Source organism: Alkaliphilus crotonatoxidans, assembly GCF_054658015.1.
The window spans coordinates 589,565-602,682 of the sequence record NZ_BAAHXS010000004.1 but is presented as its reverse complement, the minus strand read 5'-3'; the positions used below and the strand labels follow the sequence as shown (position 1 = coordinate 602,682).

The window sequence follows — 13,118 nt, the reverse complement described above, 5'->3', positions numbered from 1 at the left end:
ATCCTACACGCAGTTGCCCCTGCGGAGTCACTTTTGAGTGATTCCCCAGGGTTTTTATATTATATACTTTTATAAATTGCGGATCAGTTTAATTTCCGTACTGTATTTTAAAAAAGTCTACCTATAGATTTTTCAGAGGAAGACTTTGTTCATATTGCTAAGGAGGGAAATACATGTCAAAGGAAACAAATTCATCAACGACTGAAGAAGTGGTATCGAATTATATTTACCGAATTGTTGAACAGGATATCGAGGAAGGAGTTTACCAGCGGCAGATCTGTACACGATTTCCTCCTGAGCCCAATGGCTATTTACATATCGGCAGTGCCTATGCCATTAATGTAAGCTATGGGGTGGCTGAAAGGTACCAAGGTAAATTTAATCTCAGGTTTGACGATACCAACCCGGCCAAAGAAGACCAGGAATTTGTCAAGGCCATTATGGAAGATATGCAATGGATGGGCTTCGACTGGAAGGATCGGTTATTTTTTGGGTCAGATTACTTCCAAGCAATCTATGAGGCTGCTGTCAGGCTCATTAAAAAGGGTAGTGCCTATGTTTGCGATCTAAGCCCCGACGAAATGAGAGAATATCGTGGCACATTAACTACACCGGGCAAGAACAGTCCCCATCGAGATAGGAGCATCGAAGAAAACCTAATGCTATTTGAAGCTATGAAGGAAGGAAAATTTCCTGAGGGTAGCCGGGTACTTCGGGCGAAAATAGATATGGCCTCCCCCAATATTAATTTAAGAGACCCGGTTCTGTATCGAATTCAATATATAAGCCATTATCGTACAGGAGATCAATGGTGTATTTATCCCATGTATGACTTTGCCCATCCTTTGCAGGATGCCATAGAGGGAATTACCCATTCCCTTTGCTCTATAGAATTTAAGGATCACAGGCCCCTTTATGAGTGGGTACTGAAGGAACTGGAAATCTCTAATCCACCAAAGCAAAGGGAATTCGGCAGGATGAACCTTAAGGGGGTTATCACCAGTAAACGATATTTAAGGCAGCAGGTTGAGGAGGGCTTTGTTACAGGATGGGATGACCCTCGAATGCCAACCCTTCGGGGGCTTCGTCGGAGAGGCTATACGCCGGAAGCGATTAAAGGCTTTCTTTCAGAAATAGGTGTATCCAGGGCGGAAAGTGTGGTGGACCCTGCCATGCTGGAGCATAGCCTACGGGAGGATTTAAAGCTCAAGGTACCGGTAACAATGGCTGTACTAAGGCCTTTAAAGGTGGTCATCACCAACTACCCCGAGGGTCAGGTGGAGTGGTTAGAGGTGGAAAACCATCCTGAAAATCCAGAACTGGGAAAGAGAAAAATACCCTTTACCAGAGAGCTGTATATTGAGGAAGCAGATTTCATAGAGAACCCACCCAAAAAGTACTTTAGGCTGTTTCCGGGTAATGAAGTTCGATTAAAGCATGGCTACTTTATTAAATGCAATGAGGTCATCAAGGAACCGGCCACAGGAAGGGTCCTTGAGCTTCACTGTACCTATGATCCAGAGACCAAAAGTGGTACAGGCTTTACTGGTAGAAAGGTGAAGGGTACAATTCATTGGGTATCGGCAACGATGGCCCAAAGAGCAGAGGTAAGACTATATGGGCCCCTGTTGCTTGAGGCAGAGGGCCAGCAGAATTGGAAGGATCGTTTAAATCCAGACTCTCTGCAAATTCTAAAGAACTGTTATGTAGAGCCTGCAATGAAGAAGTCAGGGCCAGAGTCAAGGTTTCAATTTATGCGACATGGTTATTTTATTGTAGATTCCCAGGATTCTACACCGGGACAACTAGTATTTAATCGAATTGTAGAGTTAAAGAGCTCCTGGAAATAACAGGTTTATAGGCTGATGGAATCGTTTGGAGCTGTAGCTTCAGGAAGTTGTTACATGCTTAACAATATATACTTCCCTTATGGTATAATAGATGGTGGGAACCATGATGATGCTTTTAGGGGGACAAGTATGAACCTACAATATTTGCGGTCGTTTTATGTGACAGTAAAATTAAATAGTATTTCAAAGGCGGCCAGGAGCCTGCATCTTACTCAGCCGGGCTTAAGTATTCAAATTCAATCCCTTGAAAAGGACCTGGGGGTAACACTGTTGACCCGAAGCAATAAGGGGGTTGAGCTAACCGAGGCGGGGGAGATTGTTTTTGACTACGCAGAGACGATTCTTTCCATGAAAGAAAACATTGAGCGGGATCTGCAAAATCTAAAGGATAACAAAAAGGGCCTGCTGCTGGGCTCCTGCAAGGCCATTGGAGAGTTTGCCCTGCCCTGTAGCCTGTATATATTTAAGCAGGAGCATCCTCGAGTAAATATTCAGTTCGATATCTCCAATACAGATGAGATTATTAATAAAATCAAAAATCGTACCATTAACCTGGGGATCATTCAAGGCAACCCCATGGATGAAGCTCTGTATACAGAAAATATCACCTGTGACAGGCTGTTATTGGTGGCATCGATCCCTTCACAGAGGGAAGAAATTTCACTGAATGAGTTAAAGAATCTGCCCCTCATCTTCAGGGAGCCAGGCTCAGGAGCCAGACAAGCTATTCAACAAATTTTAACCACCAGGGGAATTGATCTGGAAGATTTAAATGTAATCTACGAGTTAAATTCCATGGAGGCCATTAAGGCTTCTGTCATCTCAGGCAAGGGGATTTCCTTTATTCCAGAGCTGACAATTAAAAGAGAGCTCAAGGATGGGATACTAAAAGAAATTAAAATAGAAAACATTGATTTTTATACCCACTATTACGTAGCCTATCGAAAAGATCATTGCTTAAATTCCGAAGAAAATCAATTTATTCACTTCATTAAGTCGAGCAATCGTGGTTTTTGCTAGCCTTATAAAAGATACCTATACAGAATTTTACAACCGATCCAGGCGCCTACGAACATAAAGGCGCCAAAAACCCATCCATGCAGCGAAAATGAGGGTATAGCACTAAAATAGGCCCCAATATTACAACCAAAGCTGATTCTAGAAGCATAACCCATTACCAGGCCGCCCCCCAGGGCAAAAAAGGCCTGCTTTTTATTTTTTAATGGTTTTAATTTCAGCTCAGAGGCCAATAAAACAGCCAAAAGAGAGCCTGCAATAACAGCCAGGTTTAATATAGAAGCATCATTATTAAGCAGTCCTTCTCCCATTTTAGGCCCATTGTTGTAGACTGAAAAATAGTACCATTCCCTTGGGTGAAGCCCTACCCTTTCTAATAAATAGGCGCCCCAATATAAAAAGCCCGAGGTAATGCGCCAGCTAGAGCCGGTAAGGGCTAAAAGTGCAATATTTAACAGGGCCAGCAGGCATCCCCCCAGCCAATAGGGCCAGGGACGCTTAAAAATTCGGTAGTATAGCTTCAAGTTTTCCAGCTCCTTTTATTTCCTCTTTTCAATGTAAATCTCCCATTGACCCTCACCCAATTCAACATAGTCATACAAATGGCCCTGCTTTTTAACCCATTCAATCACATTGGTAATAGAGCAATTATGATCTGTTTCCATAATTAAAACGTCCCCAACCTCCATGTGATTTAGCCGCTTTAGGGCCTTCAGCAGGGGAATGGGGCAGGCCTCATGCATACAATCCAAATAATATTCCGCCATTCAACTTCCTCCTATTGAGTCATCATGCTGTACTTTTTATCAAACCAACAGGCCAGGCAATATAACAGTGCTAATAAAATCAATTGCAGTAAAAGACTGGCCTTTAAGCCAATGTATTGGGGAAAATAAATTACAGGAGACCTGGCGATAAGATGGGTATCCCAAAAAGAGAAGTGCCATCCTCCCAGCAGGGCACCTATAATAAAGCCAATTAAAACCAACAGCTGCATAATATACCCTTCGCCAACACGCATTAAGGTGCCCGAGGCACAGCCCCCTGCCACCACCATGGCAGCCCCAAAAAAAACTGCTCCAATGATAGTGTGAAGCCCTACTGGGTAGATTTGTCCCGGCAGCATAAGGGGGTCGTAGCTGCCTGCCATAACAGCAGGATACTGAAGCCAGTAGAAGCCCAGGCTGGAAATCATCAAGGCAATGATGACGGCCCTTAATACCGATGTGCTTCCCACCATAATGGGGTCACGAAAGCTGGCAGTAAAACAGAAACGGGAGCGCTGTAGGGTGAAGCCTATTAAAATTCCAATAATCCAGTAGGTACCTCGGTCAAGGTAATGGTGAAGCCCCAGGTAGATTATGAGGATACCCAATGAAAAGGCAATACCATAGGGAATCTGACTGGGTCTTGGTGCCTGCTGCTTTAGACGTTGTCTCTTGATTTGTTCAATTTTTTCAGAAGGCATCGACATCGCTCCTGGAAATTATAATCAGTACATTTTGTTAAATTATTAGCTATATTTATATTATAAACAAGAATAACCTAATTTTCCATCCTGTAAAGAGCTGATAAAAAAGAGAGGTATCAATGGAAGCCTCTCTTAAGGAAAATAGTTGTAATGTTTTTACTATACCAGCTCATTAAGCATGGTAACGACCTTTTTGGCAACGTCACCGGTCAGGCGGCCACAGCGTTCCTTTCTTTCAGGGTCAGTATAGGCACAGCCCTGCACCTCCATGAAATTACCCACTGAATCAGCGCAAAGAACAGAGCCTGCCAGGGTGGTAGGTAATTCCATATCGTTCGGTGTAAATTCCGGGAAGGGGAAATCCTTGTACCACTTCCATAAATCAGCAACAATTTTTTTACCGGTATCGGCATCGGTTAAAACGCCGATGGCCACTGCGGCTCCGCCAAGGGCTCCGCAAAGGGTGCCTAATCCTGCATACCCCCCAGCCGCCAGGGTCATAGATTCTGTAGGAATCTGATTATAGGGGTATCCCTCCAGTTCAGCCAATTCACCGATAATTCCTTCGTAAACTCCGTAACCACATCCTGCTCCCGTTTGATAAGCATCATAGGCCCGCTTGGCCACCTTATCAGGGTCAAGCTTTATATAGGGAAAGGGCCATTGAGGCTTTTCCACCGTTGCCACATTGGCGGCCGGGCTTGTTTGACCACAGGCAGTTAATAATCCACCGACGCCCCCTAATACGGCGGCCCCTGCAATGGTGGTGCCCACTCCTTTAATAAAGGCCTTACGACTGATGGTTTGATCACTTAATTTAGTTGACATGATATCCACCCCTTAACAATATAATTGGTAGGATTATTAGTAGTAAAATGATAACTATGACATAACATTAACAATCCCTATATCAATTATATAATAGCCTACGGATGATTAATAATTAGACTTTTTTATCGACTATAACATATTTTTATGGCTAGATTAAAAAGGGGAAAAGGAAATTTCAAATCAATCGGTCAAAATTTCTAATCTAATTCTAATTTTTCTCTAAGGTAACTTTAATACCGGCTGGATATAATCATGACATAAAATAAATAATAAAAAGGAGGAAGTTAAAATGACTAACCAATTGGAACAAATTGATCTATTAAGAAAACGGGCCAATGTTGGCTATGAAGAAGCCAAGCAGGCCCTGGAACAGGCCCAGGGAAGCTTGGTAGACGCATTAGTTTATTTAGAAAAGCAAAACAAAATAAAATCAGAGGCAACAGTACAGGGAGCAGGAGTCATTGACCAAGGCTTGGTAACTATTAAAAGGTGGGTAAAAAAAGGGAACCGAAGCCGATTTATCATTAGAAAAAAGGACGAGGAAATAATTAACCTATCAGTAACCGTTACAGTCATTGCTTCTATTGTCGCACCGGTAATTCCCATGGTGGGAATTCCCCTGGCTTTAATCACCAATCATCGGATAAAAATTATGAAGCCTAACGGGGAAGAAGCCGGAGTGAATCGAATGATCGAAAAGGTTTCAGACAAGGTGGTTTCCCTTACAAAAGAAGTTGAGGTAGAATAAAGTAAAAAAGCGACAGGGAAGGTTGGCCTGCCGCTTTTTTTATACGCTACTATTGATAATTAACATTTCGGGTATGAGAAAATACAATTGTAAGCTATAATAAAAGGAGAAAATCTAAGGGAGGCAAGGGCATGGTAAAAATTTTGGTCATAGAGGATGAAGTTAAAATTGCAAGATTTCTGCAATTGGAGCTGGAGCATGAGGGATACGAAGTAATAGTAGCCCATGACGGCCCTTCAGGCCTGGAGGCCGCCTTGAGGGGCGACTGTGACTTGATTTTACTTGACCTGATGCTGCCAGGGCTAAGTGGAATGGAGGTTTGCCGTAGAATTCGAGCCGCCTCAGAGGTACCTATTATGATGCTTACTGCTAAGGATCAAACGATGGACAAGGTCATTGGATTAGACAGCGGTGCCGACGATTATATTACTAAGCCCTTTGCCATTGAAGAATTACTCGCAAGAATTAGAGTGATTTTAAAACGAAGATCCTATGGTAAAAATACTGATGTCTTAAAGTTAAATGGGCTGACCATTGATCGTAAGCAGCATGTTGTAACCTATGAAGGAGATAGGATTGAGCTTACCAAAAGGGAATTTGATTTATTAACCTATCTGATGGAAAATGTCAATATTGTATTGTCACGGGACCAGATTTTAGAAACGGTATGGGGCTACGATTATTTAGGTGATACCAATGTAGTAGATGTCTATATACGCTATCTAAGGAGTAAAATTGACGAGCAATACCACATCAAATTAATTCATACCGTCAGAGGGGTGGGATATTTAGTAAAAGATGAAGCTACGAACCGGTATTAAGATTATCATTAAGAAGGCAGGCTACATTCTTTTTCTATTGGTTAAAACTTTTTTCAGCGGTATAATTGGTATATTGAAGGGAATCAAGAAACGTTTTCGATTTTCAATAACCTTTAAAATTACGGTGGTTTATGCCTTTCTATTTACTACCCTGTTGTTTTTAATTTCCTTCAGCGTAATAACGGGTTCGGCCTATTTTTTAATGCAGCAGGCCCGGCAGGATCTGCAAAAAAGCTATCATGAATTTGCCAGAATAATAGAGGAGCGGCCCCATAATTATGAAGCTGCCTTAACAAAGCTAGTGGAATCAAGCGACTTTACCGTAAATCTCTTTGATAAAAAGAAAAAATTGATTTTCACCACTAATCCTCAGTACAAAACCCTGTATCAGGGAAAGCCGCAACGGTTTGCCCCATTTTTGGCCTATTCAGAGGAAATTATAATCGAAAACCAGCCCCATTTCCTTCAGGGAATAAGGGATGTATCGAATGAACGAATCTATATCGGTATTTTAATGTCATTGCTTATTGTCAGTAATGGTATTGCTTTGGTTATTACCCTAATGATGGGGGCCAGGGCCAGTAAAAAAATGCTGAAGCCGATTGAAAAAATGACCAAAACAGCCCAGCATATATCAGTTAATGCCCTGGATACAAGGCTGGATGTCAGCGGTGCCCAGGATGAGCTGAAGGAGCTGGCAGAGACCTTTAATGAAATGCTGGATCGAATTGAAGCCTCCTATCGCCTTCAAAATCAATTTGTTTCAGATGCTTCCCACGAACTGAGAACCCCCATTGCAGTTATTCAAGGCTATAGTAATATGCTGGACCGATGGGGAAAGGAGGACCCAAAGGTATTGTCAGAGTCTATTGAGGCAATTAAAAGCGAATCAGAGGCCATGAAGGATCTGATTGAAAAGCTGCTTTTTTTGGCCAGGGCCGATAAAAACCTTGAGATTTTGGTCAAGGAAGACTTTTCATTGGATGGGTTAATTGATGAGGTCATCAGGGATACCCGCCTTATCGATTCATCGAAGCATCAAATTTTATGTGAAGTGAATGACCCGGCGACCCTTAATGGCGACCGAAAATCCATTAAGCAGCTGCTGCGTATTTTAATTGATAATAGCTTGAAATTTACCCCTCCGGGGGGCAGGATCACTATTAATCTTATAAAAAGCAGAAAACAGGCAGTTATTGAAATTATTGATACGGGAATTGGTATTGCCCAGGAAGACCTGCCCCATATATTTGAAAGATTTTATCGGGCAGACAAATCCCGAACAAAGGAAATGGGGGGCCAGGGTCTTGGATTATCCATAGCTAAATGGATTATTCACCATCATGGAGGGAAAATATCGGTGGAGAGTAAGCTCCAGGTGGGAACTAAAATTAAAATACTTCTGCCTATTCAAGCATAGAAGCCATAGTGATTGGCTTCTATGCTTGTTTTTATTTAGGTATTCCTATGATTTAAGAAATATTTAAGAATTTGTTTATAGGGAGTATAGAATCCCTCTGTAAAATTAAACTAAATACAAATAACAGTGACGGTTGAATCGGCGGGAAAAGGATTTTATCAATGCTTTATTTACGATATAATTGGTATATCACAGTTTTCTTATGGGAGATCAGCCCAGGGATGCGAACATCGAATAAGAGCTAGGAGGCAATTATGTCTATTAAAGATAGGTTAAGATTATCGTATTTGGCAATGCTGGTGATACCAATTATTTTAACCCTTGTAGTTAGTGGTTTGGCAGGCCGATATTATACCGGTGACATGCTTAAGTCTTTAGGTGGAGAATATCCTATTAATCCTCTAAATGATGCCCTCACCGAGAGAAACAGACTATTTGCGGAAATCAAACAGACCTCACTGTTGAATCCTGAAAAATTGGTAGACAAGGATTTTCTTAGCCGCCTGGAAGAGCGGTTTATTATCTTTGATTCAGGAGTAATTATTCGACGGGAAAAGGAAATTATTTATTCCAGTCCCATGCTGGAGGGCTTCAATTATGAGGAGTATCTTCCTAAATTCGGAGAATACATGGAAGACATCATGGTTCCCCTCCATGGAAAACACAAGGAATTACTCATTAACCAACACGACTTCTATTTTTCTGACCACACCAAGGGCACTCTTTTTTGGGTAATGAACATTAAACCTCTAAAAAGGGCCTTTCAGCAGATTACAGCCACCATGACCATCTTTGTGATGGGAATACTGTTTTTAACCAATGTAGCCCTGACCTATTTAGTATCTGGAAGCATCATCCGCCCCCTCAACAGACTGAAGGCCTCGGCCTATGAAATTAAGGAGGGAAACCTGGATTTCCAGATAAAGGATGATTCTAAGGATGAAATTGGAGAGCTGAATCGGGCCTTTGAAGAGATGCGGGCCAGGCTAAAGCACTCCCTTGACAAACAAATACAATATGAGAATAATCGAAAAGAATTGATTTCTAATATATCCCATGATTTAAAGACCCCTATTACCAGCATCAAGGGCTATATTGAAGGTATTCGGGATGGTGTGGCCGATACTCCCGAAAAAATGGAAAAATATATTAATACCATTTACAATAAGGCAGTAGATATTGATCGTTTAATTGACGAGCTATTTCTATATTCTAAGCTTGATTTAAACCGGCTGCCCCTGAATCTAACCCCGATTTCTCTAGGGAAGTATTTAGACGATATTATTGAGGAGCTGCGCTTTGATCTGGAAAAACAGCAGCTGCTTATTGATTATATACACCCAGAGGAAAGTGTTGAAGTAATGGCCGATGGTAAGCAGTTAAAACGGGTTATGGTCAACATTATAGAAAATGCCGTAAAGTATATGGATAAACCAAATGGCAGGGTCATGGTCAGACTTGATGTTGAGGGTGATGAGGTGATTGTGGCAGTAAAGGACAACGGAATGGGTATTCCAGAGGATGCCCTACCCTTTATATTTGATCGATTTTACCGAACCGATCCCTCAAGAAACAAACAAACCGGTGGAAGTGGCTTGGGGTTGGCCATTGCCAAACGGATTATTGAAGAGCATGGAGGCCAAATGAAGGCTGAAAGCGTCTTAGGTGAAGGAACAACAATCTACTTTACCCTTAAAAAACGATAGGTGGTGTGGCTATGAAAAAGATACTGATTATAGAGGATGATATCAGCATTGCTGAGCTACAAAGGGATTATTTAGACATTAGCGGCTTTGAGGTTACAATAGAAACCGATGGCGAGAAGGGCCTAAAACGGGCCCAAGAGGAGGATTACGATCTGATCATATTAGATTTAATGCTGCCCAGGGTAGATGGCTTTGAAATCTGTCGTCAAATTAGAAGCAACAAAAATACCCCTATATTAATGGTTTCGGCGAAAAAAGAGGATGTCGATAAAATTCGAGGCCTGGGGCTGGGAGCCGATGACTATATGACAAAACCCTTTAGCCCCAGCGAGCTGGTGGCCAGGGTAAAGGCCCATTTAATGAGATATGATCGTTTGACGGGAAAAAAAGAGTCAGCCAATGATATTATTGAAATAAGAGGCCTTACGGTGGATAAGTCGGCCCGAAGAGTGTATATTAATGGAACAGAGGTCACCCTGACCTCCAAGGAGTTTGATCTCCTACTATTTTTGGCTTCTAATCCCAACCACGTGTATACCAAGGAGGAGCTGTTTGAGAAGATTTGGGGACTAGATTCCCTGGGAAATATTACAACTGTAACGGTGCATATTCGAAAGCTGCGGGAAAAAATTGAAGTTGACCCCTCTAACCCTCAGTATATTGAAACCATCTGGGGGGTAGGCTATCGATTTGAAGTATAACTATAATGGAGTCCCTTAATGGGGCTCTTTTGCTTTATACAGGTGTAAGTGCTATAATATAGCCATATATCGTCTAAGGAGCTGATAAAATGCAACAGGCGGAACCCATTATTGAAATTAAGGGGCTCACCATGAGCTATGGCAGCAAGGAAGTATTAAAGGGGATTGATTTAGAAATTTATCGGGGGCAGATTATTGGCTATATTGGCCCCAACGGCGCAGGAAAAAGTACAACGGTTAAAATTATGCTGGGCATGGTAACGGGCTATGGCGGGCAGATTAAAATATTTCAAAAGGACATAGCCCAGGAACCAACCGAGTATAAGTATAAAATTGGTTATGTACCAGAGACCACAGAAATCTATGACAGTCTAACGGCCCAGGAATATTTGCATTTTGTAGGGGAGCTGTATGGCCTTACAACCCACGAGATCGATAAAAGGGCCATAAAAATGATGAGCTTGTTTGGTATAGAAGGGGTATATCAGGCCAGAATCAGCTCCTATTCAAAGGGAATGAAGCAAAAGCTGCTAATTATTGCCAGTATGCTGCATAATCCTGATATTTTGTTTTTAGATGAGCCCTTAAGTGGTCTTGATGCCAATAGCGTTATGATATTCAAGGAAATTCTGACTGCCCTGGCTGCCCAGGGTAAGACAATCTTTTATTCCTCGCATATCATGGAAGTTGTTGAAAAAATCAGCAGTCGAATTATACTTATCAACAATGGAAAAATTGCTGCAGACGGAACCTTTGAAGAGCTGAAGGCCATGAGTATGGAAGGTTCTTTAGAGGAAATCTTTAATCAGCTGACCGGCTTTAACCAGCATCGGCAAATTGCAGAGGAATTTGTCTCAACCATACAAGGGGGCTAGGCTATGAATGAATTTAAGATCCTGAGGCTGTTAGATTTAATTCAGGGGCTTTATCGGAGCCTTGGTGTAGATTATCCCGTCATGCGAAAAATATTAAAGCTAAAGCTGCTGATGGATGAACGGCGTGTTCCTACCATATTAAAACAAAACAATAATAAGGCTCAGGGAAACCTGTTTAAAAAATCCCTTCTGGTGTATGGGATTACGGGCTTGTTTCTAGCCATCTTTATTCCCTTGCCCTTTCCGTTATTCTATAAGATGAATCTAGTCTTTGGTATGTTAATTTTTATGGTGATGTCAGTTATGGTGTCTGACTATTCCTCGGTACTATTAGATATACAAGAGAAGAACATCTTACTGCCCAAACCGGTGAATTTAAAGACCATTAACGCCGCCAAGGTAACCCATATCATCTTTTATCTTTCTACCATCTTAATGGTAATGGCAGGCCCCAGTTTGGTATTTGGCAGTATTCGCTATGGCCTGGCCTTCGGCCTGATTTATTTGATAGAGCTGATGTTAATTCTGGGACTGGTTATTTTTCTCACAGCCATACTGTATTTTTTTGTACTTCAGTTCTTTGATGGTGAACGGCTAAAGGATATGATCAACTTCTTTCAAATAATCCTTGCTGTGGCCATGATGCTGGTTTATCAATTGATTGGCAGGGTTTTTGAATTTGTTAGCTTTGATGTAACCTTCATACCTAAATGGTGGAGCTACCTATTGCCTTCCACCTGGTTTGCGGCCCCCTTCATGATTTTCATCGAGGGTCAGCAGGAGCCTCATTTTATCGCCATGTCCCTTATGGCCCTGGTGGTTCCCCTGGTTCTTTTAGTCTGTTATCTTAAGGGAATTGCTCCCTATTTTGAAAGAAATCTTCAAAAACTAAATAACCATGGCGGAAAAAAGCCTAACAAGAAAATTAATCAAAAATGGGGTATTGCCAAGATAATTCGAAATCCTGTCGAGAGAAGCAGCTATGGTTTTTCCAAAGCAGTTCTGAAAAGTGAACGGAGTCTGAAGCTAAAGCTATACCCTAATCTGGCCTTTTCAGTGATGGCACCCCTGATTATTTTCATAAGACCATTAACTGAAAGCAGCTCCTTTTCCCAACTAAAGCAGGAAATTACCAATGGAAGGTATTATCTGTTTGCCTATGTTTCAATCATGCTCCTGGGCAGCTGTCTTGCGCTGCTTCATACCAGTGAAAGACCCCAGGGGGCCTGGCTTTATCAGGTTTTGCCCGTTGAAAAACCGGGGGATGTTGTCAAGGGAGCCCTAGAGGCCTTCTTCATTAAAATGCTGTTACCGCCATTTTTATTGATATGCCTTTTATATACGGTTTTTTACGGATTGCCGGTTATCCCCCAGCTAATGGTGCTGCTTTTAAACCTGGTATTACTGCTGATGATTATCTTTAACCGCAGTCATAAAAGCCTTCCCTTCAGCAACGATTTTGAATATATCAAGCACAGTGGTGCTACTGTTTTTCTGATGATAATGCCTTTTTGCGGCTTGTCGGCAGCAATCCATTGGTTTTTCATCGACAAGGGATACCCCTTGAGTATCTATATGGCCCTGATCCTGCTTTCTACTTATATATTGTGGAACAGAAGCTTTCGCTTTACCTGGCAGGATTTAATGGCAGATCAGAATGAAGTATAAATAAGCAAGG

The 13,118-nt window shown here is 41.8% G+C and carries 13 protein-coding genes; 9 read left to right on the top strand and 4 right to left on the bottom strand.

The window, feature by feature from the left end; all coding sequences use genetic code 11:
• The first annotated feature begins 173 nt into the window (after positions 1 to 173).
• Positions 174 to 1,850 carry a glutamine--tRNA ligase/YqeY domain fusion protein gene (locus ACYQ1I_RS05390; RefSeq protein WP_459763125.1) on the top strand — a complete coding sequence of 559 codons (1,677 nt, stop codon included), beginning with the start codon at positions 174 to 176 and terminating at the stop codon, positions 1,848 to 1,850.
• Between the two features lie 129 nt (positions 1,851 to 1,979).
• Positions 1,980 to 2,870, top strand: coding sequence for a LysR substrate-binding domain-containing protein (locus ACYQ1I_RS05385; RefSeq protein WP_459763123.1), 891 nt, complete (start codon positions 1,980 to 1,982; stop codon positions 2,868 to 2,870).
• Positions 2,871 to 2,872: 2 nt separating this feature from the next.
• Here the strand turns inward: ACYQ1I_RS05385 and ACYQ1I_RS05380 are convergent, their stop codons facing one another.
• From ACYQ1I_RS05380 to ACYQ1I_RS05365, 4 genes are all read right to left on the bottom strand, one after another.
• Complete coding sequence (locus ACYQ1I_RS05380; RefSeq protein ID WP_459763122.1) at positions 2,873 to 3,391, bottom strand: YeeE/YedE thiosulfate transporter family protein; 519 nt, start codon at positions 3,389 to 3,391, stop codon at positions 2,873 to 2,875.
• 15 nt (positions 3,392 to 3,406) lie between these two features.
• Entirely contained in the window at positions 3,407 to 3,634 is a 228-nt protein-coding gene (locus ACYQ1I_RS05375; RefSeq protein ID WP_459763120.1) for a sulfurtransferase TusA family protein, read from the bottom strand.
• An 11-nt stretch (positions 3,635 to 3,645) separates the two neighbouring features.
• Positions 3,646 to 4,335, bottom strand: a complete 690-nt coding sequence (locus ACYQ1I_RS05370) for a YeeE/YedE thiosulfate transporter family protein (protein WP_459763118.1) — start codon at positions 4,333 to 4,335, stop codon at positions 3,646 to 3,648.
• Between the two features lie 162 nt (positions 4,336 to 4,497).
• Positions 4,498 to 5,166, bottom strand: coding sequence for a C-GCAxxG-C-C family protein (locus ACYQ1I_RS05365; RefSeq protein WP_459763116.1), 669 nt, complete (start codon positions 5,164 to 5,166; stop codon positions 4,498 to 4,500).
• A 292-nt stretch (positions 5,167 to 5,458) separates the two neighbouring features.
• On the opposite strand from ACYQ1I_RS05365, the gene ACYQ1I_RS05360 reads away from it, so the two are divergent.
• The 7 genes from ACYQ1I_RS05360 (at position 5,459) to ACYQ1I_RS05330 (ending at position 13,108) form a co-directional block, all read left to right on the top strand.
• Complete coding sequence (locus ACYQ1I_RS05360) at positions 5,459 to 5,917, top strand: DUF4342 domain-containing protein (RefSeq protein ID WP_459763115.1); 459 nt, start codon at positions 5,459 to 5,461, stop codon at positions 5,915 to 5,917.
• 131 nt (positions 5,918 to 6,048) lie between these two features.
• Positions 6,049 to 6,738 (top strand): response regulator transcription factor, encoded by a 690-nt coding sequence (locus tag ACYQ1I_RS05355; RefSeq protein ID WP_459763113.1) that lies wholly within the window; start codon positions 6,049 to 6,051, stop codon positions 6,736 to 6,738.
• Positions 6,716 to 8,158 carry a sensor histidine kinase gene (locus tag ACYQ1I_RS05350; RefSeq protein ID WP_459763111.1) on the top strand — a complete coding sequence of 481 codons (1,443 nt, stop codon included), beginning with the start codon at positions 6,716 to 6,718 and terminating at the stop codon, positions 8,156 to 8,158. The genes ACYQ1I_RS05355 and ACYQ1I_RS05350 overlap by 23 nt, the downstream gene beginning before the upstream one ends.
• A 254-nt stretch (positions 8,159 to 8,412) precedes the next feature.
• Positions 8,413 to 9,864, top strand: a complete 1,452-nt coding sequence (locus tag ACYQ1I_RS05345) for a sensor histidine kinase (RefSeq protein WP_459763109.1) — start codon at positions 8,413 to 8,415, stop codon at positions 9,862 to 9,864.
• An 11-nt stretch (positions 9,865 to 9,875) separates the two neighbouring features.
• Positions 9,876 to 10,565, top strand: a complete 690-nt coding sequence (locus ACYQ1I_RS05340; protein WP_459763107.1) for a response regulator transcription factor — start codon at positions 9,876 to 9,878, stop codon at positions 10,563 to 10,565.
• An 89-nt stretch (positions 10,566 to 10,654) separates the two neighbouring features.
• Positions 10,655 to 11,440 carry an ABC transporter ATP-binding protein gene (locus ACYQ1I_RS05335; protein WP_459763105.1) on the top strand — a complete coding sequence of 262 codons (786 nt, stop codon included), beginning with the start codon at positions 10,655 to 10,657 and terminating at the stop codon, positions 11,438 to 11,440.
• A gap of 3 nt (positions 11,441 to 11,443) precedes the next feature.
• Positions 11,444 to 13,108, top strand: a complete 1,665-nt coding sequence (locus tag ACYQ1I_RS05330; protein WP_459763103.1) for a hypothetical protein — start codon at positions 11,444 to 11,446, stop codon at positions 13,106 to 13,108.
• Positions 13,109 to 13,118: the final 10 nt, after the last annotated feature.